The sequence below is a fragment of the Xanthomonas sp. NCPPB 1067 genome (assembly GCF_020783795.1).
Classification (GTDB): domain Bacteria; phylum Pseudomonadota; class Gammaproteobacteria; order Xanthomonadales; family Xanthomonadaceae; genus Xanthomonas; species Xanthomonas melonis.
Window position 1 is genome coordinate 39,693 of sequence record NZ_JAJGQG010000018.1, and the last position, 22,148, is coordinate 61,840.

25 protein-coding genes are annotated in these 22,148 nt (G+C 66.3%); 19 read left to right on the forward strand and 6 right to left on the reverse strand.

Annotation, left to right across the window (positions count from 1 at the left end; genetic code table 11):
• The first annotated feature begins 9 nt into the window (after positions 1-9).
• Genes LL962_RS14015 through LL962_RS14040 form a run of 6 tightly spaced genes read left to right on the forward strand, consistent with a single transcriptional unit; the run spans position 10 to position 3,849 of the window.
• The gene (locus LL962_RS14015) at positions 10-585 is read left to right on the forward strand and encodes a nitroreductase family protein (RefSeq protein ID WP_228317350.1); all 576 of its coding nucleotides are present in this window, start codon (positions 10-12) and stop codon (positions 583-585) included.
• Positions 582-1,568: a 5'-3' exonuclease gene (locus LL962_RS14020; protein WP_104584729.1), complete on the forward strand. Its 987-nt coding sequence runs from the start codon at positions 582-584 to the stop codon at positions 1,566-1,568. Before LL962_RS14015 ends, LL962_RS14020 begins: the two co-directional genes overlap by 4 nt.
• Complete coding sequence (locus LL962_RS14025; protein ID WP_228317351.1) at positions 1,565-2,116, forward strand: NUDIX hydrolase; 552 nt, start codon at positions 1,565-1,567, stop codon at positions 2,114-2,116. Before LL962_RS14020 ends, LL962_RS14025 begins: the two co-directional genes overlap by 4 nt.
• On the forward strand, positions 2,109-2,894 hold the full coding sequence (locus LL962_RS14030; RefSeq protein WP_228317352.1) for an N-formylglutamate amidohydrolase: 786 nt from the start codon (positions 2,109-2,111) through the stop codon (positions 2,892-2,894). The genes LL962_RS14025 and LL962_RS14030 overlap by 8 nt, the downstream gene beginning before the upstream one ends.
• Positions 2,895-2,951: 57 nt before the next feature.
• Complete coding sequence (locus LL962_RS14035; protein WP_228317353.1) at positions 2,952-3,266, forward strand: hypothetical protein; 315 nt, start codon at positions 2,952-2,954, stop codon at positions 3,264-3,266.
• A gap of 1 nt (position 3,267) precedes the next feature.
• Complete coding sequence (locus LL962_RS14040; RefSeq protein ID WP_228317354.1) at positions 3,268-3,849, forward strand: hypothetical protein; 582 nt, start codon at positions 3,268-3,270, stop codon at positions 3,847-3,849.
• Positions 3,850-4,067: 218 nt separating this feature from the next.
• Here LL962_RS14040 and pip read toward each other — a convergent pair whose 3' ends face one another.
• Both pip and prmC read right to left on the reverse strand, forming a co-directional pair.
• Positions 4,068-5,009: a prolyl aminopeptidase gene (gene pip / locus LL962_RS14045; RefSeq protein ID WP_228317355.1), complete on the reverse strand. Its 942-nt coding sequence runs from the start codon at positions 5,007-5,009 to the stop codon at positions 4,068-4,070.
• 127 nt (positions 5,010-5,136) lie between these two features.
• The gene (gene prmC / locus LL962_RS14050) at positions 5,137-5,991 is read right to left on the reverse strand and encodes a peptide chain release factor N(5)-glutamine methyltransferase (RefSeq protein ID WP_228317356.1); all 855 of its coding nucleotides are present in this window, start codon (positions 5,989-5,991) and stop codon (positions 5,137-5,139) included.
• Between the two features lie 201 nt (positions 5,992-6,192).
• Between prmC and ahpC the strand changes: the two genes are divergently transcribed.
• The 6 genes from ahpC (at position 6,193) to LL962_RS14080 (ending at position 12,422) form a co-directional block, all read left to right on the forward strand.
• Positions 6,193-6,756 carry an alkyl hydroperoxide reductase subunit C gene (ahpC, locus tag LL962_RS14055; RefSeq protein WP_039523700.1) on the forward strand — a complete coding sequence of 188 codons (564 nt, stop codon included), beginning with the start codon at positions 6,193-6,195 and terminating at the stop codon, positions 6,754-6,756.
• A 191-nt stretch (positions 6,757-6,947) separates the two neighbouring features.
• Entirely contained in the window at positions 6,948-8,540 is a 1,593-nt protein-coding gene (ahpF, locus tag LL962_RS14060) for an alkyl hydroperoxide reductase subunit F (protein ID WP_104584741.1), read from the forward strand.
• A gap of 90 nt (positions 8,541-8,630) precedes the next feature.
• Complete coding sequence (locus tag LL962_RS14065) at positions 8,631-9,572, forward strand: LysR substrate-binding domain-containing protein (protein ID WP_104584743.1); 942 nt, start codon at positions 8,631-8,633, stop codon at positions 9,570-9,572.
• A 390-nt stretch (positions 9,573-9,962) separates the two neighbouring features.
• The gene (gene rnk, locus LL962_RS14070; RefSeq protein ID WP_329957136.1) at positions 9,963-10,403 is read left to right on the forward strand and encodes a nucleoside diphosphate kinase regulator; all 441 of its coding nucleotides are present in this window, start codon (positions 9,963-9,965) and stop codon (positions 10,401-10,403) included.
• A gap of 52 nt (positions 10,404-10,455) precedes the next feature.
• Positions 10,456-11,424, forward strand: a complete 969-nt coding sequence (gene tal, locus LL962_RS14075; protein ID WP_228317357.1) for a transaldolase — start codon at positions 10,456-10,458, stop codon at positions 11,422-11,424.
• Between the two features lie 428 nt (positions 11,425-11,852).
• On the forward strand, positions 11,853-12,422 hold the full coding sequence (locus LL962_RS14080; protein ID WP_104584747.1) for a type 1 glutamine amidotransferase family protein: 570 nt from the start codon (positions 11,853-11,855) through the stop codon (positions 12,420-12,422).
• Positions 12,423-12,750: 328 nt separating this feature from the next.
• Here the strand turns inward: LL962_RS14080 and msrA are convergent, their stop codons facing one another.
• Together msrA and LL962_RS14090 are read right to left on the reverse strand one after the other, a co-directional pair.
• Positions 12,751-13,401 carry a peptide-methionine (S)-S-oxide reductase MsrA gene (msrA, locus tag LL962_RS14085; RefSeq protein WP_228317358.1) on the reverse strand — a complete coding sequence of 217 codons (651 nt, stop codon included), beginning with the start codon at positions 13,399-13,401 and terminating at the stop codon, positions 12,751-12,753.
• A 92-nt stretch (positions 13,402-13,493) separates the two neighbouring features.
• A complete protein-coding gene (locus LL962_RS14090; protein ID WP_228317359.1) occupies positions 13,494-14,009 on the reverse strand; it encodes an SgcJ/EcaC family oxidoreductase in 516 nt (171 codons plus the stop codon).
• Between the two features lie 124 nt (positions 14,010-14,133).
• On the opposite strand from LL962_RS14090, the gene LL962_RS14095 reads away from it, so the two are divergent.
• The 3 genes from LL962_RS14095 to LL962_RS14105 are packed head-to-tail and all read left to right on the forward strand — an operon-like array spanning position 14,134 to position 17,227.
• Complete coding sequence (locus tag LL962_RS14095) at positions 14,134-14,841, forward strand: helix-turn-helix transcriptional regulator (protein WP_228317360.1); 708 nt, start codon at positions 14,134-14,136, stop codon at positions 14,839-14,841.
• On the forward strand, positions 14,838-16,748 hold the full coding sequence (locus tag LL962_RS14100) for an ATP-binding protein (protein WP_104584757.1): 1,911 nt from the start codon (positions 14,838-14,840) through the stop codon (positions 16,746-16,748). Before LL962_RS14095 ends, LL962_RS14100 begins: the two co-directional genes overlap by 4 nt.
• On the forward strand, positions 16,745-17,227 hold the full coding sequence (locus tag LL962_RS14105; protein WP_104584759.1) for a response regulator: 483 nt from the start codon (positions 16,745-16,747) through the stop codon (positions 17,225-17,227). The genes LL962_RS14100 and LL962_RS14105 overlap by 4 nt, the downstream gene beginning before the upstream one ends.
• Before the next feature lie 104 nt (positions 17,228-17,331).
• On the opposite strand, the gene LL962_RS14110 is transcribed toward LL962_RS14105, so the two are convergent.
• Together LL962_RS14110 and LL962_RS14115 are read right to left on the reverse strand one after the other, a co-directional pair.
• Positions 17,332-17,562, reverse strand: coding sequence for a putative signal transducing protein (locus tag LL962_RS14110; RefSeq protein WP_104584761.1), 231 nt, complete (start codon positions 17,560-17,562; stop codon positions 17,332-17,334).
• Between the two features lies 1 nt (position 17,563).
• Positions 17,564-18,205, reverse strand: coding sequence for a glutathione S-transferase family protein (locus LL962_RS14115; protein WP_228317361.1), 642 nt, complete (start codon positions 18,203-18,205; stop codon positions 17,564-17,566).
• Positions 18,206-18,436: 231 nt separating this feature from the next.
• Between LL962_RS14115 and LL962_RS14120 the strand changes: the two genes are divergently transcribed.
• From LL962_RS14120 to LL962_RS14135, 4 genes are all read left to right on the forward strand, one after another.
• Positions 18,437-20,176: a glutamine--tRNA ligase/YqeY domain fusion protein gene (locus LL962_RS14120; RefSeq protein WP_228317362.1), complete on the forward strand. Its 1,740-nt coding sequence runs from the start codon at positions 18,437-18,439 to the stop codon at positions 20,174-20,176.
• 214 nt (positions 20,177-20,390) lie between these two features.
• Complete coding sequence (locus LL962_RS14125) at positions 20,391-21,320, forward strand: DMT family transporter (protein WP_228317363.1); 930 nt, start codon at positions 20,391-20,393, stop codon at positions 21,318-21,320.
• A gap of 60 nt (positions 21,321-21,380) precedes the next feature.
• The gene (locus tag LL962_RS14130; protein ID WP_228317364.1) at positions 21,381-21,623 is read left to right on the forward strand and encodes a hypothetical protein; all 243 of its coding nucleotides are present in this window, start codon (positions 21,381-21,383) and stop codon (positions 21,621-21,623) included.
• Positions 21,624-21,729: 106 nt separating this feature from the next.
• Complete coding sequence (locus tag LL962_RS14135) at positions 21,730-22,068, forward strand: hypothetical protein (RefSeq protein ID WP_228317365.1); 339 nt, start codon at positions 21,730-21,732, stop codon at positions 22,066-22,068.
• Positions 22,069-22,148: the final 80 nt, after the last annotated feature.

Sequence of the window (22,148 nt, forward strand, 5' to 3'; positions counted from 1 at the left end):
TCTTACCCCATGCACGCACCGTATTCGTTACAGGCGCTGGATGCGCGTCGCTCGGTCCCCTCCAAACAACTGGGCGAGCCCGGCCCGGACGAAGACACGCTGTTGCGCATGCTCGCCTCGTCCGTAAGGGTGCCCGACCACGGCAAGCTGGTGCCGTTCCGCTTTCTGCGCATCGGCGGCGACGCCCGCCATGCCCTGGGTGACTTCCTTGCCGAGCGTACCCAGGCCGCCGATCCGCTGGCGCCGGCGGCGGCGGTGGAGAAGGACCGCAACCGTTTCAACGATGCGCCAGTGGCGATCGCGGTGATCGCCACGCTGCAGCCGGACCACAAGGTGCCCGAGCAGGAACAACTGCTGACTGCCGGCTGCGTGTGCTTCGCGCTGCTGCAGGCCGCGCAGGCGCACGGCTTCGGCGCGCAGTGGCTGACCGGCTGGATGGCCTACGACCCGGCAGTGAGCGGCTACCTGGGCCTGCAGGAACACGAGCGCATCGTCGGCTTCATCCATATCGGCACCCCGCGCATGCAGGTGCCCGAACGCGAGCGGCCCGATCCGCGCGCACTGCTGCGCGACTGGACGCCATGAACACGCTGCCCAGCGCCATTGCGGCGGCGCTGCCGGGCGGCCCACGACCGCAGCCGCTGTATCTGGTGGATGCCAGCCTGTACGTGTTTCGCGCCTGGCACTCGATTCCGGACGAATTCCAGGATGCGCAGGGCTGGCCGACCAACGCGGTACACGGATTTGCGCGCTTTCTGCTCGACCTGCTCGAACGCGAGCATCCGCAGCACATCACCATCGCCTTCGACGAAGCGCTGGACAGCTGCTTCCGGCATGCGATCTACCCCGCCTACAAGGGCAACCGCGAACCCGCGCCGGATGCCTTGCGCCGGCAGTTCGCGCATTGCAAGGCGTTGTGTGCGGCGCTCGGCCTCAGCGTGCTCGCCCATCACCATTACGAAGCGGATGATCTGATCGGCAGCGCCCTGCACAACGCACGCGGGCACGGCCTGCGCGGCATCATCGTCTCGGCCGACAAGGATCTGTCGCAACTGCTGGCCGAACACGACGAGCAATGGGATTACGCACGCAATCTGCGCTGGGGCATGGACGGGGTGAAAGCACGCCATGGCGTGCATGCGCACCAGATCGCCGATTACCTGGCGCTGTGCGGCGATGCGATCGACAACATTCCTGGCGTCACCGGCATCGGCGCCAAATCGGCAGCCGTGCTGCTGGCGCATTTCGGCAGTCTGGATGCGCTGCTGGAGCGTATCGACGAGATCCCGTTCCTGCGCCTGCGCGGTGCGGCGCAGATGGCGGTGCGGCTGCGCGAACAGCGCGAACATGCGTTGCTGTGGCGCCAGCTCACCACCATCGCGCTGGATGCGCCGCTGGACCTGACCGCCACCGGTTTCACGCGTGCGCCGGCCGATACCGACATGCTGACCGGGCTGTGCGACAGCCTGCGTTTCGGGCCGCTCACGCGCCGCCGCCTACAGGCTGTCTGCGCGCACGCGACACCGCCGCTCCCTCCCGTTTCCCTGTCCCAAGGCCCGACTGCATGAACCGACACGACACCCCGCCCACCGTGGTCTACGAAGGCAAGTACCAGCGCATGGTCGTCCGCGGCACCTGGGAGTATTCCGAGCGCGTGCATGCCGGCGGCTTGGCCGCGATCATCGTGGCAGTGACCCCGGACGATGCGATGCTGTTCGTCGAGCAGTTCCGCGTGCCGCTGCAGGCCCGCACCATCGAAATGCCGGCCGGGCTGGTCGGCGATGTGCATGCCGGCGAGTCGATCGAGCTGTCGGCGATCCGCGAACTGGAGGAAGAAACCGGCTGGACCGCCGAACACGCCGAAGTGCTGATGATCGGCCCCACCTCGGCCGGCGCCAGCAGCGAAAAGATCGCCTTCGTGCGCGCTACCGGGCTGCGCAAGGTCGGCGACGGCGGTGGCGATGCCAGCGAGGACATCACCGTGCACGAAATCCCGCGCGCGCAGGTCGGCGCCTGGCTGGTGCAGAAGATGGCCGAGGGCTACCAGATGGACCCCAAGCTATGGGCCGGCCTGTACCTGGCCGACCACGCGCTGGATGGCACCCCGCGTGGTTGATGCAGCAATCGAGCCATTGCTCGGCGCCGGGGATCCGGCGCCGTTCACCGTCTACAACGCGCAGGCCGCATCGCCCTGGCTGTTGATTGCCGACCATGCCGGCCAACGCGTGCCGGCACGGCTGGCCAACCTGGGCCTGCCGCAGCGCGAGCTGGACCGCCATATCGGCTGGGACATCGGCATTGCGCAGGTCACCCGCCTGCTGGCCGAGGCGCTGGATGCGATTGCCATCACCCAGACCTATTCGCGGTTGGTGATCGACTGCAACCGGCCCGATGGCGCCGCCAGCCGGATGCCGGAGATCAGCGACGGCACCACGGTGCCCGGCAATCTGCAGCTGACCCCGACTGAGCGCCAGCAGCGCATCGATGCCATCTTCGCGCCGTATCACGGCCGCATCGCCGCCGAGCTGGACGCGCGTACAGCACGCCGGCAACCGACGCTGCTGGTGTCCATGCACAGCTTCACCCCGGTGATGGCCGGCCAGGCGCGCCCCTGGCATGCCGGCGTGCTGTACCACCGCGATACCCGGCTGGCGCATCGCCTGCTGCACGCCTTGCGCGCGGAACCGGACCTGGTGGTTGGCGACAACCAGCCGTATGCGGTCAGCGATGCCACCGACTACGCCATTCCGGTCTACGGCGAAGGCCGCGGCCTGCCGCATGTGGAACTGGAGATCCGCCAGGACCTGATCGCCGATACCGCCGGGCAAACCGCGTGGGCGCAGCGATTGGCGCGCCTTCTTCCACCGTTGGCCGATGGGTTGCTGCAGCGCTGATCGGGAGCGAACCAAACACCTGGATGCAGGGCGCGTTCGACGAAAGGAGGAAGCACGATGACGGAGACTCTATTCGAAGCCGATGAGCGCACGATGGAGAACCTGATGGAGGGCCCATGGGCCAGCATCGAGGGAAAAACCCATGGGCTGTCGCGCAGGACTGCATTGTTCAACAAGAGCGGCTTCGAAAAATACAGCCACCTTATCGATGCGTATGGGTGTGACGGATTCGCGATCGCGCCTGAGGATGTCGTGCAGGGCGAGTTGAAGGCGCATTTTTCGCCAGATTTCAGCAAGATTAAGAAATCGCGACGCGATCGTCGAGATCGGCATCCTGGGCAATGGCGTCTTCGCGGAAGACTTCGACTATGACGTGTTCAAAAGCTTCAGCAACGTCAAAGGACTCACGACACAGAACGTGTCTTTCGGCCCCCTCCTTCCAACCCTCTTCCCCGCGATTGAAACGTGGCAGAGCCTTGACTGGAAAAGCAACAAGCTCCACTCCCTCAACGGTGGCTGGACCAAACTTGTGCGTCTTTCCGTCCACGGATTTGGCGGGTCGCTGGACGTCTTCGACGACCGCCCCATTCGCAAGCTTTTCCTGATCTCGTCAACGATAAAGAAGATCGACGAGATTGCACGCTGCACCTCACTTGAAGTCTTGCAGTTTGTCGCCTGCCGCCTTGCCGGCGACGTCTCATCACTCTCGCGCCTCGCACAGCTGCGCGCGCTGCGCTTTGAAGGCAAAAATAAACTGCAAGGCTGGGAGTTCCTGCACAGCGAAACCTTACGGAATTTCTGGGCAACGGATCTGCCGTGCCGCTTCCGTCCAGAACAATTTCCACACATCGAAAACTATGTCATCAACACCTACCGGAACAAGGACCCGTTCCGAATGGTTGTTGGCGATCCAGATGCGATCGAAGACGCATTCGCCAGCATCTTCAACGAATAACACTCCGCATCGACGCCAGGCTGGTAATGGGCGTAGTTGAATCGCATGAGCGACGCGCTTTCGCGAAGATACGAAGCTCAGAAAGATCAACGCTACGCTCGATGCGCACCAGTGGCGTGGCCGAGATCGGCCACGCACCATGGCTGGCGTGATGGTGTGGTGGCTGCCTGCAGCGGGTGCGGCCAGGCCATGATGGCAGCCGCACCCGTTGCGATCGCTCAGGCGAACCGGTCTGTGGCGCGCACCAATGCATCGACGTTTTCCGGCTCGAACGCCGAGTGCCCCGAGGCCGGGCTGATCTGCAGCTGCGCCTTCGGCCAGACCTTGTGCAGATCCCAGGCGCTCTGCAGCGGGCAGACCACGTCGTAACGGCCATGCACGATCACGCCGGGGATGTCGGCGATGCGATGCGCGTCGCGCAACAGCTGGCCTTCCACCTCGAAGAAGCCCTGGTTGACGAAGTAGTGGTTCTCGATGCGCGCAAAGGCTAGCGCAAAGTGCGCGTCTTCATGCCCGGTGACGAAGTCCTCGTCCACATGCAGGAAGCTGGTGGCGCCTTCCCACACGCTCCAGGCCTTGGCGGCGGCCAGCCGGGTGGCCTCGTCGTCGCTGGTGAGGCGGCGATGGAACGCAGCGATCAGATCGCCGCGCTCGTCCTGCGGAATCGCATTGATGTAGTGCTCCCACGCATCCGGGAACAGCCGGCTGGCGCCTTCCTGATAGAACCATTCCAGCTCGAAGCGACGCAACAGGAAGATGCCGCGCAGCACCAGCTCGGTGACCTGTTGCGGATGGGTCTGCGCATAGGCCAGCGCCAGCGTGGAGCCCCAGCTGCCACCGAACACCTGCCAGCGATCGATGCCCAGATGCGTGCGCAGGCGCTCGATATCGGCCACCAGATCCCAGGTGGTGTTGTCGACCAGATCGGCATGCGGCGTGGAGCGGCCGGAGCCGCGCTGGTCGAACAGCACGATGCGGTACTTGGCCGGGTCGTGGAAGCGGCGCATCTTGGCGTTGCAACCGCCGCCAGGGCCGCCGTGCAACAGGACCACCGGCTTGCCCTGCGGGTTGCCACACTGTTCGAAGTACAGCGTATGACGATCGTCGACCTTCAGGCTGCCCTGCTCGTAGGGGGCGATCTCGGGATAGAGCGTGCGCATGCGTCGGTCCTGGCGAAAACCGCCATTGTATCGGCCAGCGGCAATGGGCATCGCCTGCGCTTCGCCCCAAGGCGCGCGCATGCGCCCGCAACACGCACGACCGGCACGCCGCAGCGGGCCGCCGGCATCAGGCTGCGGCGCTGGTCTCCCAGCAGCCCAGGCTGACGCGCTCGCGCAATTCCAGATCCGGATGGGTGGCGACCCGGGCGAATCCGCGCATGCGCAGCAACGCCGCCACCGCCCCCCCCTGATCCCAACCATGTTCGAGCAACAGCCAACCGCCCGCGCGCAGATGCGCCGGCGCCCCGTCCACGATCAGCCGAATGTCGTCCAGTCCGTCGTCGCCAGAGGCCAGCGCGCTGGCGGGCTCGTGACGCAGGTCGCCCTGGTCCAGGTGCGGGTCGCCGGCCGCGATGTAGGGCGGGTTGCTGGCGATCAGGTCGAAGCGCTCGGCCGCCAGTGGCACGAACCAGTCGCCGTGACGGAACTGCACGTTCGATAGATGGTAGCGATCGGCATTGCGCTGGGCGATGGCGAGCGCGGCCGCACTGGAATCGGTGGCGACCACCTGCGCCTGCGGCCGTTCGCTGGCAATGGCCAGTGCGATCGCGCCGCTGCCGGTGCCCAGATCGGCCACCCGGCGACCAGGCGCACGATCCAGCCGCTCCAGCGCCAGTTCGACCAGGGCTTCGGTATCGGCGCGCGGAATCAGCGTTGCCGGCGAGACCTCCAGATCCAGCGTCCAGAAGCCACGCGAACCGGTCAGGTAGGCCACCGGCTCGCCCGCCGCGCGCCGCTGCACCAGGGCCTGGAATGCGGTGCCGACGGCCGCCGGCACCGGATCGCGGCCATGCGTGAACAGCCAGGCCCGATCGCGGCCCAGCGCATGCAGCAGCAGCGGCTCGGCATCGCTGCGATCGATGCGCTCGGCCGCCTGGCGCAGCAGTTGGTCGGCCGGAAGACCGCTGGACACATCGCTCATACGGATCATTCACTTGTGCGAAACCTCGGCCTCCCATTATCCGAAAGGGAACGGCGCGCCGCATCGGCAGATGGCATCTGCGGAATCGATAGGCATGGACTATCTATCTAATTCCATCAATCGATTTGAGGAATCTATCGATCCTGCCTACCATGGCGCCTGTTCCATCCCCCGCCCCCCTTCACCGCACGAGGAAATTGAATGTCTCTCATCAACACCCAGGTCCAGCCGTTCAAGGCGAATGCGTACCACAACGGTAATTTCATCGAAGTCACCGAAGCCAGCCTGAAGGGCAAGTGGTCGGTGCTGATCTTCATGCCGGCCGCATTCACCTTCAATTGCCCGACCGAAGTGGAAGACGCTGCCGACAACTACGCCGCGTTCCAGAAGGCAGGCGCCGAGGTCTACATCGTCACCACCGACACGCATTTCTCGCACAAGGTCTGGCACGAAACCTCCCCGGCCGTGGGCAAGGCGCAGTTCCCGCTGATCGGCGACCCGACCCACAAGCTGACCCGCGCCTTCGGCGTGCATATCGAAGAAGAAGGCCTGGCGCTGCGCGGCACCTTCATCATCAATCCGGAAGGCGTCATCAAGACCCTGGAAATCCACGACAACGCGATCGCCCGCGACGTCACCGAGACGCTGCGCAAGCTGACCGCCGCACAATTCGTGGCCAACAATCCTGGCCAGGTCTGCCCGGCCAAGTGGAAGGAAGGCGCCAAGACCCTGGCTCCGTCGCTGGATCTGGTCGGCAAGATCTAAGCCGTCCACCGCATCCCTGGCCCGATGTTTCGGGCCGGGGGTGAACCGGAGCCGGTGCCGGTGCGCTCGCCCGCCATCGCCAGCTCGCGCCCGACCTCGCGCCGGCTGCGGTTCACCTCTCCCTTCCCCAGGCGAACTGCGTCCGCGCAGCGACGCCACGCCCTCCCCTTGCCCATTCCCAGGAGTTCTCCATGTTGGATGCCAATCTCAAGACCCAGCTGACCGCCTACCTGGAACGGGTGACGCGCCCGATCCAGATCCATGCATCGATCGACGACAGCCCCGCCTCGCGCGAAATGCTCGACCTGTTGGAGGACCTGGTGCTGCTGTCGGACAAGATCACCCTGGAAGCGCATCGCGACGACGACCAGCGCAAGCCCTCCTTCGCGCTGACCACGCCGGGCCAGGACATCTCGCTGCGCTTTGCCGGCCTGCCGATGGGTCATGAATTCACCTCGCTGGTGCTGGCGCTGCTGCAGGTGGGCGGGCACCCGTCAAAGGCGACCGCCGAGCTGATCGAGCAGGTGCAGCACCTGGAAGGCGACTACCGGTTCGAAACCTATTTTTCGCTGTCGTGCCAGAACTGCCCCGACGTAGTGCAGGCCTTGAACCTGGCGGCGGTGCTCAACCCGCGCATCCAGCATGTCGCCATCGATGGCGCGCTGTTCCAGGACGAAGTGCAGACCCGACAGATCATGTCGGTGCCCACCGTGTATCTGAACGGCGAGCTGTTCGACCAGGGGCGCATGACGCTGGAGCAGATCGTCGCCAAACTCGACACCAATGCAGCAAAGCGCGATGCCGCCAGGATCGCCACCAAGGACGCCTTCGACGTGCTCGTGGTCGGCGGTGGCCCGGCCGGCTCGGCTGCGGCGGTGTATGCCGCACGCAAGGGCATCCGCACCGGCGTGGCTGCCGAGCGTTTCGGTGGTCAGGTGCTGGACACCATGTCGATCGAGAACTTCATCTCGGTGCCGGAAACCGAAGGCCCCAGGATGGCCGCCGCGCTCGAACAGCACGTGCGCCAGTACGAGGTGGACATCATGAACCTGCAGCGCGCCGAGCAGCTGATCCCGGCCGGTGCCGATGGCCTGATCGAGATCAAGCTGGCCAACGGCGCTTCGCTCAGGAGCAAGACCGTGATCCTGTCCACCGGTGCGCGCTGGAGGCAGATGAACGTGCCGGGCGAAGACCAGTACAAGAACAAGGGCGTGGCCTACTGCCCGCACTGCGACGGCCCGCTGTTCAAGGGCAAGCGCGTGGCAGTGATCGGCGGCGGCAACTCCGGCGTGGAAGCGGCGATCGATCTGGCCGGCATCGTGGCGCACGTCACCCTGGTGGAATTCGACGACAAGCTGCGTGCCGACGAAGTGCTGCAACGCAAGCTGCGCAGCCTGCACAACGTGCGCATCATCACCAGCGCACAGACCACCGAGGTGCTGGGCGACGGGCAGAAGGTCACCGGCCTGGTCTACACCGACCGCACCGGCGGCGACACCCAGCATATCGAGCTGGAAGGTGTGTTCGTGCAGATCGGCCTGCTGCCCAATACCGAGTTTCTGCGCGGCACGGTGGAATTGTCGGCGCGTGGCGAGATCATCGTCGACGACCGTGGGCAGACCAATGTGCCGGGTGTGTTCGCTGCCGGCGATGCCACCACCGTGCCGTACAAGCAGATCGTCATCGCGATGGGTGAAGGCTCCAAGGCGGCCCTGAGCGCGTTCGACTATCTGATCCGCTCCAGCGCACCGGTCAGCGCCGAAAACGTGGCAGAGGCCGCTTAAGCGCAGCCCCTCAACCGCCGCCCGCGCACGGGCGGCGTAAGCTGCTTCCACACGTCAGTCCAACCGCCACCGCTACGAGGGCTGCTGCACATGAATCTGCGTGACCTGAAGTATCTGGTCGCCCTGGCCGACCACAAGCATTTCGGCCGCGCCGCGACGGCATGTTTCGTCAGCCAGCCCACCCTTTCCACCCAGATCAAGAAGCTCGAGGACGAGCTCGGCGTTCCGCTGGTGGAGCGTGCTCCGCGCAAGGTGATGCTCACGCCGGCCGGTCGCGAGGCGGCCATGCGCGCGCGCGGCATCGTTGCAGAGGTGGAGCAGATGAAGGAAGCCGCCCGTCGCAGCCAGGACCCGGAAGCGGGCACCGTGCGGCTGGGCATCTTCCCCACGCTTGCGCCATATCTGTTGCCGCACGTGGTGCCGCGCATCCGCGAGCGTTTCCCGCGCCTGGAACTGCTGCTGATCGAAGAAAAGAGCGACCAGCTGATGCACCAGTTGCGCGAAGGCCGCCTGGACGCAGCGCTGCTGGCGCTGCCGCTACAGGACGACCAGCTGCATGCCGAATTCCTGTTCGAGGAGCCTTTCGTGCTGGCCGTGCCCGACGCCCATCCGCTGGCGAACCACGACAGCATGACGTTGGACGATCTGTCCGAACAACGCCTGCTGCTGCTCGAAGACGGCCACTGCCTGCGCGAGCAGGCGCTGGACGTCTGCCATCTGGCCGGCGCTCTGGAAAAATCCGAATTCCAGGCCACCAGCCTGGAAACTCTGCGCCAGATGGTCGCGGCCAATGTCGGCGTGACCCTGCTGCCGCTGCTGGCAGTCAAGCCGCCGGTGGCGCGCTCGGACAGTATCCGGCTGATCCGCTTCCGCGAGGACAAGCAACCCAGCCGCCGCATCGCCATGGTATGGCGCCGCAGTTCGGCAATGACGTGCTTCCTCGAGCAGCTGTCGCAGCTGTTCAAGGAACTGCCGGAAGCACTGTTCGCGCTGGATCAGCCTGCTACCGGGCCCAAGGCGGTTGCGGCCTGAGGATTCGGGATTCGGGATTCGGGATTCGGGATTCGGGATTCGGGATTCGGGATTCGGTACAGCATCATGGCTGCGCTTGTTTGGCGCAGGATTCTGCCGGTATCGATCAGAGCGGTGCTGATGCGTCGCTTTGATCGGATCGGCTGGAATGCTGGTTCCCAGCCATGCCCGGATAAGCTGCGACTCCGGTATCGCGCACTTCAGCCCACGATTGCACCGCGTTGGCGCCGTTACCCGGTCACGCATTGGCACAGGTCGTCGCCGCGATGCGTGATCTGCTGGGGAGTCTTCGCGCCGCGCATGCGAGGTGATGCATTGCGATCGGTCCTTGGCGCCCTCACGTTCGAAGGGACGCTTGCCATGTCGGCGAGCCTGTCCGAGGAGAACGCCATGACATCGCAACACCGCAGCGGTTTGCCGCCCTCCATCCTGGTCTCCAGCCACGATCTGGCCAGACTGGAAGCCTTGCTGGATTCCCCCGCGTTCCACCAGCATCCTGCCGCAGCCGCGCTGAGCGACGAACTGGGCCGCGCCAATGTATTGCCGCCCGAGGACATGCCCGGCGACGTCGTCACCATGCATTCGCGCATCGACTGCGAAGACGAACTGCATGGCGAGCGACATACGCTCACGCTTGTGTACCCGCATGAAGCCGATGTCCAACAGGGTCGCATCTCGGTGCTTGCGCCGGTTGGCAGCGCATTGCTCGGCCTGTCGGTCGGCCAGAGCATCGACTGGCGCACGCCCGATGGGCGCGATCTGCGCCTGCGCGTGAGCGCCGTACACGATCGCCCCGCATCCGCGGGCGACTTCCAGCGCGCGGCGCGCTAACGTAGCGCGCTGTGTCATCCCCCGATCCGCTCCACGATTCGAGAGAACCCGCATGACTGCATCCCCCTCCAAGCTTGCCCAACTGCGCGACCTGTCCGTGGTGGTCGCCGATACCGGCGATTTCGACGCGATCAAACGTCTGAAGCCGGTCGACTGCACCACCAATCCCACCCTGGTCAAGAAGGCACTGGATCTGCCGATCTACGCCGACCTGATCGAGCGCGAGCTTGCCTGGGGTCGTGAACACGGCGGCGACGATCGCAATGCCACCATCAACGAAGTCGCCGACCGCCTGACTGTCGGCGTCGGCATCAAGCTGGCCGGACTGGTGCCCGGCCGCGTTTCCACCGAAGTCGACGCCGACCTGGCGCACGACACCCAGGCCACCATCGACAAGGCGCGCAAGCTCATCGCGATGTACGCCGAGCGCGGCATCTCCAAGGACAAGATCCTGATCAAGATCGCAGCCACCTGGGAAGGCATCGACGCCGCGCGCCAGCTCCAGCGCGAAGGCATCGACTGCAACCTGACGCTGATCTTCAACCACTCCCAGGCGCTGGCCTGCGCCGAGGCCGGCGTGTTCCTGATTTCCCCGTTCGTCGGCCGCATCCTGGACTACTACGTCGCGCAAGGGCAGACCCCGGCCAGCATCGACGAGGACCCGGGTGTGGTCTTCGTGCGCAAGGTGTACGAGGCGTTCAAGCGCCGCGGCTCTTCCACCGTGGTGATGGGCGCGTCGTTCCGCTCCACCGCGCAGATCGAAGCGCTGGCCGGCTGCGACCGCCTGACCATGTCGCCGGATCTGCTGGAGAAGCTCGACGCCGAGCATGGCGAACTGCCGCGCAAGCTCTCGCCGGTCCAGCCCGACAACGCGCAGATCACCCCGATCGACGCCGACCGCTTCGCCAAGGATCTGGCGGCGGACCCGATGGCCACCGAGAAGCTGGCCGGCGGCATCGACACCTTCGCAAAGGATCTGCAGGCCCTGCGCAAGACCATCGCCGACAAGCTGGCCAGCTGATCGCCGCAGGCCATGCACGATACCGACGCCCGCGGCCGATGGCTGCGGGCGTTTTGTCAGTGAGCCGCAGCTGCGCTGCCGGCAGCCAGGCCGGCAGCGCCAGACGTGCGGATGTCATTCCGTCGCGGGCAAGCGTCACCTCACCGCGGTGCGCGCCTGCGTCACGCCGCCCCGGCCATCTCACTGCGGGCGGAGTGGACAACACTGGCAGCAGCGATGCCGAGCGATGCTCCTTGACCGATGGCGCACATCACCTGACTTGTGGTCGATCGACGACTCAGTCGAACAGGCAGGCATTGGCTGCATCCATCCCGCCGGACAGGCCGCGCCGCCCGGCAGTCGCGCACGACAGCGTTTCTCCACACGACGCTTACAATCCCGCACCGCGCACTGCCTAGAATCCGGATTCCTCAACAGGCTGGCGGACAATGGCAAACATTGCAGTGGTGATGGTCGACGGCGTGGCCGACTGGGAAATCGGCGTGGTACTCCCGGCGGCGCGCGAGTGGTTCGGCGACCAGGTGGCCATCGCCAGCATCGACGGTCAGCCGGTGCAGTCCATCGGCGGGCTGCGTATCACGCCGGAATTCGCACTCTCGGATCTTGCGCCGCTGGAGGCGGACCTGTGGATCCTGCCCGGCAGCGAGCGCTGGCAGGCCGGCGAGATCCCGGGCCTGAGCGGGCTGCTGGTCGAACGCGTACAGCAGCAGCGTCCGGTCGCAGCGATCTGTGGCGCCACCCTCGCCCTGGCTTACGCCGGCTTGCTGGACGAACGCGCCCACACCAGCAATTCGCTGGCGTTTCTGCAGGAACACGTGGTGCCGTACGCCGGCGCCCACCAGTTCCGTCACGAGAAGGTCGTCACCGCCGACAGCCTCATCACCGCACCGGGCACCAGTCCGGTCGGCTTCGCGGTGGCCTGCATGCGCCTGCTGCATCCCGAGCGCACCGACATGCTTGCCCAACTCCGCGGCATGTTCGCCGGCGAGTTTGTCTGATCCAACGGATTCAGGCGCGCCCCGGCGCAGGGGCCGCACGGCGTGGATGCGGTGGATCGCCGCACCGATCCATTGCACCGACGAGCAGCAGGGATTGACCGCAATCCTCCGCCGGGCCGATTCGCCGATGAGCCACGCGCGGGGGCGCCGCCGCATCTTGCGCACGCCGCACAAAAAGATGGCCACGCCGTCTCCGACGTAGCCATTGAAGTTGCCTGGCATGCACTCCCATGCGCTGCCTGTCGTGATGACGCTGCCGGTCGCTGACGGCCATCGCGACGCGACCACACGAGCGTGGACAGCGCCTGGATCCGGCCTCGCCTTTCCGTCAGGCATCCAGCCCGATCGGGCAGCTCACTCCCGTTCCGCCAAGTCCGCAATACCCGTTGGGGTGCTTGGCGAGGTATTGCTGGTGATCGTCTTCGGCGTAATAGAAAGCAGGCGCCGGAAAACGGATCTCCGTGGTGATCGCGCCATAACCCGCGGCGTCCAGCTGTTGCTGGTATGCATCGCGGCTGGCAAGCGCGGCGTCGTATTGCTCTTGCGTTGTGCAGTAAATGGCCGAGCGGTATTGCGTGCCGACATCGTTGCCCTGACGCATGCCCTGGGTGGGGTCGTGGCTCTCCCAGAACGTGCGCAACAGTTGCGCGAACGACACCGATTGCGCGTCGTACACCACCAGCACCGCTTCGGTGTGGCCGGTCTGCCCGGAACACACTTCGCCATATGTGGCATTGGGCGTTTCGCCGCCGGCATAGCCCACCGCCGTGGTGTACACGCCCGGAACGTTCCAGAACTTGCGCTCGGCACCCCAGAAGCAGCCCAGCCCGAATTGCACCTGAGCCAAACCAGTGAACTCGCCGCGCAACGGGTGCCCGTTGATCAGGTGCGTGTTGTGCAGCGGCAGTGCCTGGTCGCGTCCTGGAAGCGCCTCGCCCGGGCGAGGCATGCGTTGTTTGAAAGCGCCGATTCCCAGCATGGTGCAACTCCGCAATCGTGAGGATTGCCTGCTGGATGGCGCCGACCGGGGCGGCTTTCAAGCCTCCGGCCGGCGCGCACAACCGACCCGGCTTACTTGGCCTTGGCGACCGCCGCACGCGTATCCACTTCCGGCATCGCCGAGCTGTGGTGATTGATGATCAGCCACTTGCCATCGCGCTTTTCGTAGACGAAGGTGTAGCGCGCCTGCACGTCGGTCTTCTTGCCGTCCTTGTCGGTCAGGGTGAAGGTGTAGACGCCGGCATCCACCGCGCTGTCGTCGTCCAGCACGCGCACGGTGCGGTAATTGACCACGCCCTTGGGCTTCTTGGTCAGGAACATCTCGAAGTACTTTTCGATCTGCTCGCGGGAGGCACGCACTTCGTTGGAGACCGTCGGCAACAGCACGCCGTCGGGCGCATACAGGTCGGCCACCTTGTGCGGATTGCCGGTGGCAAGCGCCGCATTCCAGGTATCGAACAGTGCGGCCACCTCGCGCTCCTCGCCTGCGGCCGGCAGCTTGGCCTTGTCGGTGTAATGCATCACGCCGCCAGCCAACGCCGGGGTGGCGGCCAGAGCCAGAACCAGGGAAGCAAGGGTGCGACGCATGGGGAAATCTCCGAGTTGAGTTAGGGGTGCCTCAGCGGGCGAGCTCAGTATCGAAATCAAGCGACCCCAACAATTCTGCCGGTTGGCATATACTCAAATATGCTGATCGGCCTAGAGAGAACCCATGGAAACCCCCACCAATGCAGGGGATTGGCGCCAGGCCCTGCGCCGCGAAGCGTCCGATGGCGCGCGCTGGCAGGCGCTGTGGGAGGCGACCGTGGCGTTGCGCCATGCCACCACGCCGGAGCAGGCGAGCGATGCGGTGCTGGCGCGCGTGCTGCTGTTGCTGGGCCTGGAGGATGGCGCGGTGCTCGCCCAGCGCGGGCCACGCACCTTGATCGTGGCCAGCCGGGGGCGTGCCCTGCCGCCCGGCGCCAGCGCCGCCGGCGACAGCCACGAGGCGGGCTGGTTGCTGCCGCCGCGCCCGCTCGACATCCGCGAGGCCAGGGTGCCCATCCAGGCGATGGGCAGCAGCCACGGCATGCTGTGCGTTGCCTGGAGCGACACTCGCCCAGCACCGGGCAACGACGATGTGCAGGCGCTGCAGGCGTTCGCGCTACTGCTGCCCGCGATGGTGGCCGAGCCGGCCAGGCCGGTGGCCACGCGTCGGCGCAAACCGCTGCAGGACGACCGCCTAGGCGCCTTGAGCAAACGCGAAAAGCAGGTGTTGTCGCTGCTTCCGCGCGGACTCACCAACGCCGGCCTCGCTGCTGAACTGGGAATTTCTCCGGGAACGGTGAAGGTGCATGTCGAGCGCATCCTGCAGAAACTTGAGGTAAAAGATCGCACCCAGGCCGCGGTGTACGCGGTCCAAGCCGGACTCGCGCTATGAATGCATTGGCGGTGCGTTGGAACGATTGGCCGATCACCCGCAAGAGCCTTGCGGTGGTCACATTGCCGTTGCTGTTGCTGGCGGTCGCGTTGATGGCGATCTACAGCGTGGAGCGGCAGAACATCGCCGCCGAGAACGACGTTCGCCAGACCCTGGAGGTGTTGAGCGACCTGTACGAGGCGCACGCACTGCTGGCGGAGACGGCGGCCGGCGTCCGTGGCTATCGGCTGGTGCGTCGGGATGAATTCCTGACGCCTTACCGCGACGCCGAACCGCGCCTGCAGGGCGTGGCCGACCGGCTCTCGCAACGCATCACCGACCCGGTGCAGGCGCAGCGCTTTGCGCGCATCAAACCGTTGTTCGCGGAGAAGATGCAGGGGTGGCGCCGCCTGCTGGCACCGGACCTGAGCCGCGAAGAAGAGATCCGGCAGCTGTGGGATGGCAAGTACAAGCTCGACATCCTGCGTGCGGAACTGCGCGAGCTGCGCAACTACGAAACCGCGCAACTGCAGGTGCGCAGCGCCAAGGCGCAAGGCCTGCGGCAGCGCAATCTCATCATCACGTTGAGTGCGGCGATGCTGGGCGGCCTGGGCGCGGTGTTCGCCGTGGCCTGGTTCGCCTCGGCGCTATCCGGGCGGTTGCGTACCCTGGCCGCCAACGCCGACCGCCTGGGTGAAGGGTTGCCACTGGCTCCACAGCCGCGTGCCGGCGATGAACTGGGCCAGGTCGGGCAACGGCTGGCGCAGGCCAGCGAACTGCTGGCCGCGCGCGCGGCCGAAGCACAACTGGCGCGACGCGAGGCGGAAACCGCCAACCACGCAAAAACCGAGTTCCTCTCCCGCAGCAGCCACGAACTGCGCACCCCGCTCAACGCCATCCTGGGTTACGCACAGGTACTGGAAATGGATCTGCCCGAACCGGGACCGCGACGCCATCTGCAGCACATTCTCGGTGCCGGCCGGCATCTGCTGGGGCTGATCACCGAACTGCTGGACATCGCCCGCATCGAGGCCGACCAGCTGGACCTGAGCCCGGAGCCGGTGCCGGTGGACGCGGCGGTCCACGAAGCCCTGGGCCTGATCGCTCCGGATGCCGACAAGCACGGCATCCGCCTGCAGCCGGCGGCCATCGAGGGCGCCTGGACGGTGCGTGCCGATGCGCAGCGGCTGCGTCAGATCCTGCTCAACCTGCTGTCCAATGCGGTGAAATTCAATCGCCCCGGCGGCCAGGTGCAGGTCAGCGCGCAGGCGGACGGCGGGCAGGTGCGCATTACCGTGGCCGATCAGGGCCAGGGTTTGACACCGCCCCAGATCGAGCGCCTGTTTACGCCATTCGAACGGCTGGGCGCCGAGCGTTCGGCGGTGGAAGGCACCGGCCTGGGGCTGGCACTGAGCAAGAAGCTGATCGAAGCGATGGGCGGGCAGATCGGGGTGGACAGTAGCCGCGACGGTGCGCGCTTCTGGATCTCGCTGCCGCAGGGCGAACCGCACCACACGACGCCTGCGCGCGCCCTGATGCCGCCCAGCGCCAGCGCCAGCGGCGTGTGCCGGCTGCTCAGCATCGAGGACAACCCGTCCAACCAAGCGTTGATCCGCACCCTGACCGAGCGGCGCCCGCAATGGCAGCTGTTCGAGGCGACCAGCCTGGCGCAGGCGCGCACGCTGCTGCAACAAGCCATACCGGATCTGATCCTGCTGGACCTGCATCTAAGCGACGGCAGCGGCGAGGAACTGCTGCGCGAGCTACAGGCGCAGCCGGCCACCGCACAGGTGCCGGTGGTGGTGATCAGCGCCGATGCCACCACGGCCACCCTGGCCCGGGTGGGCAATCAGGGCGTGCGCGCCTATCTGACCAAACCGCTGGACGTGGCGGAATTCTTCACCGTGATCGACAGGCTCCTGGCATGACGCGCGACGACATCCTCGCTTCCCGCATCCTCATCGTCGACGATGAGCCGGCCAACGTGCGGCTGCTCGAAGACCTGCTGCAGCGCGAAGGTTTCCAGCAGGTGATCGCCACCACCGATCCGCTGCGGGTGATGGGGCTGGTGTCGGCGTTCGCGCCGGATCTGATCCTGCTGGATCTGAAGATGCCCGAGCTGGACGGCTACGCGCTGCTGGAACAACTGGCCCGGCGGTCCGATCCAGACCACTTCCTGCCGGTGATCGTGCTGACTGCCGACCCCAGCCGCAGCGCGCGCCACCGCGCCCTGGGCCTGGGCGCCAAGGACTTCCTCACCAAACCGCTGGACACCTTCGAAGTGGCACTGCGGGTCTGGAACGTGGCCGAAACCACCGTGCTGTTCAAACGCCTGCGCGCGCTTGCGGCGCCGGAAGCGGCGCCGCCGGGCTGGCGGCAATCCGACCCAGGCCTGCAGGCGCCGTAGCAACGCAGCCGGGCGCGACAGGCCCTCCCGGGAAAGCTTCCTCGCGCCCGGGTACGCTATCTACGCTGGGCGCTGGGCTGCTTCCGCGCTACAGCGCTACAGCGCTACAGCGCGCGGGTGACCTCGCCACACAAACCGATCTCCGCCAGCACTGCCTGTGCCTGGCGCAGGTGCATATCGGCCACGCAGACCTGCAATACGCCGAAGGCCGGCAGTTCGCCAGCGCCGCCCAACAGCGATTCGCCGAACACGAAGGCGGTGATGCCCGCATCTTCCAGCGCGTGCTTGGCCAGATGCGCGTCGATGAGGTGGCTGGCGCGATAGGCGATCTGCATGTCAGCCGCGCCCGTCACGTTCGCGTTCGGCGTCCAGGCGCCACTGGCGCAACGCCGGCAACGCATCGAGTGCGGCCAGGTAATCGCCTGCCGCTTCGAACAGCGGTACGCCATAGCTGGCAAAGCGCAGGGCGACCGGCGCGTACATCGCATCCACGATGCCGAATTCGCCGCACAGGAACTCACCGGCGTGGCCATGCTGGGAGCGCAGGCTGGCCCATAGCGTCTGGATGCGGGCGATATCGCGCTCGGCCGCCGCATCCCATTGCGCGGGGCCAGCCTGACGGGCGAGATTCATCGGCAGCTGGGTGCGCAGGGCGACGAAGCCCGAATGCATTTCGGCCGCCGCCGCCCGTGCATGCGCGCGCACGGCCAGGTCGGCAGGCCAGCCACGCCCGCCGAGCCAGCGCTCGTTGCTGTACTCGCAGATCGCCAGCGAGTCCCAGACGTGCAGCGTGTCGTCCCAGAGTACCGGCACCTGGCGGGTGGGCGAGTAGCCGGCGATGCGTGCGTGGAATTCGGGCGTATCCAGCGGCAGGCGCACTTCCTCGAACGGCACCTGGAAGTGCCGCAACAGCAGCCACGGCCGCAGCGACCAGGAAGACAGGGTCTTGTCGCCGATGATCAGGCGGGGCAATGGCATGCGGGGCGCGTTCCTTGGGCGGTCGGCGCAGCGTACGCGTGGCTGGCGGCAGCCGCCAGCCACCTGTATGCGCGCAGGCGATGCCCGCCGCCCCCCCCACGGCGGGGCAACGCCAGTCTCCGGATGGCCCGCTGCGGCAGATGGCGATTCCGAACACCGGCCGGCGCGCCAGCGCCTACCCCTAACCGGTGCCACCGCCTAAACTGGCGGTTTACCCAAGCTGACGCGCGCATGTCCGAGATCCCAGCCACCGACGCCACCGCCCCGACGGAGAAGAAAGACTTCATCCGCCAGATCGTCCGCGAGGATCTGAGCAGCGGCAAACACACCGCCATCCGCACGCGCTTCCCGCCCGAGCCGAACGGCTACCTGCATATCGGCCACGCCAAGGCGATCTGCCTGGACTTCGGTCTGGCGGCCGAATTCGGCGGCCTGTGCAACCTGCGCCTGGACGACACCAACCCCGCCAAGGAAGACCCCGAATTCGCCGCCGCCATCCAGGACGACGTGCGCTGGCTGGGCTTCGAGTGGGCGCAACTGCGGCATGCCTCGGACTACTTCGAGGTGTACTACCTGGCGGCCGAAAAGCTGATCCGCGACGGTCACGCCTTCGTCTGCGACCTGTCCGCCGAACAGGTACGCGAGTACCGCGGCACGCTGACCGAGCCCGGCCTTAACTCGCCGTTCCGCGAGCGCGGGGTGGAGGAGAACCTGGACCTGTTCCGGCGCATGCGCGCGGGCGAATTCCCCGATGGCGCACGCACCCTGCGCGCCAGGATCGACATGGCCAGCGGCAACATCAACCTGCGCGATCCGGCGCTGTACCGCATCAAGCATGTGGAGCACCAGAACACCGGCAATGCGTGGCCGATCTACCCGATGTACGACTTCGCGCATTCGCTGGGCGATGCGATCGAAGGCATCACCCATTCGCTGTGCACGCTGGAATTCGAGGACCACCGCCCGTTGTACGACTGGTGCGTGGACAAGGTGGATCTGGCGGCGCATCCGGAATTGTTGCAGCCGCTATTGGACAAGGGACTGCCGCGCGAAGCCGCAAAACCGCGCCAGATCGAGTTCTCGCGGCTGAACATCAACTACACCGTGATGAGCAAGCGCAAACTCACCGCGCTGGTGGAAGAACAGCTGGTGGACGGTTGGGATGATCCGCGCATGTATACCTTGCAGGGCCTGCGCCGGCGCGGCTATACGCCTGCGGCAATGCGTCTGTTCGTGGACCGCGTGGGCATCAGCAAGCAGAACTCGGTGATCGACTTCTCGGTACTGGAAGGATGCCTGCGCGAAGACCTGGACGCCGCTGCGCCGCGCCGCATGGCCGTGATCGACCCACTCAAACTGGTGCTGACCAACCTGCCCGAAGGCCACACCGAGACGCTGCAGTTTTCCAACCACCCCAAGGACGAAGGCTTCGGCACGCGCGAGGTGCCCTTCGCGCGCGAGTTGTGGATCGAGCGCGAGGATTTCGCCGAGGTGCCGCCCAAGGGCTGGAAGCGGCTGGTGCCCGGTGGCGAAATCCGTTTGCGTGGCGCAGGTATCGCGCGCGTGGATGAGGTGATCAAGAACGCCGCCGGCGAGATCGTGGAGCTGCGCGGCTGGCTGGATCCGGAGTCGCGCCCGGGCATGGAGGGCGCCAACCGCAAGGTCAAGGGCACCATTCACTGGGTCAGCGCAGCGCATGCGGTGGAAGCGGAAATCCGCCTGTACGACCGTCTGTTCTCGGTGGAAAAACCCGACGATGAATCCGAAGGCAAGACTTATCGCGACCATCTCAATCCCGACTCCAAGCGCAGCGTGCGTGGGTATGTGGAACCGTCTGCCGCGCAGGCTGCGCCCGAGCAGGCATTCCAGTTCGAGCGCACCGGCTACTTCGTCGCCGACCGTCGCGACCACAGCGCTGCAATGCCGGTCTTCAACCGCAGCGTGACTCTGCGCGATACCTGGGCCAAGTGATCCGGTGCTCGCCCCCGGCGCTGTCGTCTACAGTGTCGGGGCAGGCGAGTCGACCGCAACGCGAACGGCGGCGCGCCTCCGTCGTTGTGTGGGTGGTGCGAATGCAAGCTGCGGTAGGGCTGCAATGACATGAACATGCCGCGCGGACCTTGGTCCGATGACGCGCCGCAGCGCGGATCGATCGACGCCTGACGCTGCGGGAAGGAGAGCTGCGATGCGTGAGCGTCTGGCGACGGGGGTGGCCTGCGGTGTCGGCGCAGGCGCCCTGTGGGGGCTGGTGTTTCTGGCGCCGCAACTGTTGTCCGCGTTTACGCCGCTGCAATTGGCGGTGGCGCGCTACCTGTCCTACGGCGCGGTTGCCGCGCTGTTGCTGGCACCACGCGCGCGACAGACCCTCGCCCGTATCGGCCGCACCGAGTGGTGGGCGCTGGTCCGCCTGAGTCTGCTCGGCAATCTGATCTACTACGTTTTGCTCGGTAGCGCCGTGCAGTGGGCCGGCGGCGCAGCGACCGCCCTGATCATCGGGCTATTGCCGGTGGTGGTGACCGTCATCGGTACGCGGGCCGCGGGTGCGATAAGTCTGCGGCGACTCGCCGCCCCGTGCGTGCTGTGCGTCATCGGGGTGACGCTGGTTGCACTGGATACCATGCAGGACGATACCGGACAACAGGCGAGCGACCGTCTTGCCCGCATCGCGGGCCTGCTGTGCGCCGTGGGGGCATTGGCGTCATGGGCCGCCTATTCGATCGCCAATGCACGCTGGTTGCGCCGTCGCCCGGATCTCTCCGGTGCGGATTGGTCGCTGCTGACGGGCGTGGTGACCGGCGCGCTGGCCGCGGTGCTGGCACCGGCGGCACTGATCGGCAGCGCGGCGCACGCACCGCTTCACTGGGCGGGTTTCTGGGGGGTCTCGCTTCTGCTGGGCATCCTGGCCTCGGTGATCGGCAATGCGCTGTGGAATCGCGCCAGCCGCGTCCTGCCGCTGACACTGGTCGGGCAGATGATCGTGTTCGAGACGGTCTTCGCGTTGATCTACGGGTTCGCCTGGGAAATGCGGTTGCCATCGCCATTGGAACTGGCAGCGATCACATGCCTGCTCATCGGCGTGCTGTGGTGCGCAGCGCTGCATACCGAAGCGAACTGACGGCAACCATCGGCACGTGCCCGCACTTAGATTGCCGGTGGAGCCCAGTGGAACGCTCGCATGCGCCCGATACGACCAGACCGGCAGACGCTCTACGGCACCGTGTTTTCGCTATCGATTGGCCTGATGGCCTGTTCTTCGCCGCAACACGGCGCGCAGGCAATCACCCCAGCCGAAGCCTTGTGCCGGTTTGCCCCGACCCCGCAGGACGAACAGCCGCAGACCGATCGCCGCGACGAAAGCATGCAGCAACTGACGCTGGCCAACGGCTGCGGTGCTGCGCCGGCCGGGCAACAGCGATGACACGCCGCCGGGATGCGGTGTGAACCGGCGGCCGGGCGGCGGGTTGCCGCACGCCAGGGATTCAGGGATTACCATGACCACTCACTCTCGCGATCGGAGCAGCCGCATGTCCCGTACCTTGTCCTGGTCTCTGAGCAGTCTGCTTCTGGCGTGTTCGTTGGCGCTGATCGGCTGTGTCGCGGCTGCTCCGACAGCGGCGACACCTTCGCCGGCGACACCGGCCAAACCGGTGACCGTGGTCACCACCTGCAAAGTCGATGCGGATTGCACCGTCAAGAACGTGGGCAACTGCTGCGGCGCGTTTCCCGCCTGCGTCAACGTCAACAGCCCCACCGATCCGGCCGGCGTGATGGCGCAATGCCAATCCAGCGGAATGATGAGCGTGTGCGGGTTCCAGGAGATCAGCGGCTGCCAGTGCGTTTCCGGTCAATGCACGGCCAGATAGCGCCCAGGTGCAGGCCGCGGCGCCCCGCATAGCCCCAGACGACGCGCCTGGTCGGCACGCCCCCGTGCCGCTGTGCGGAC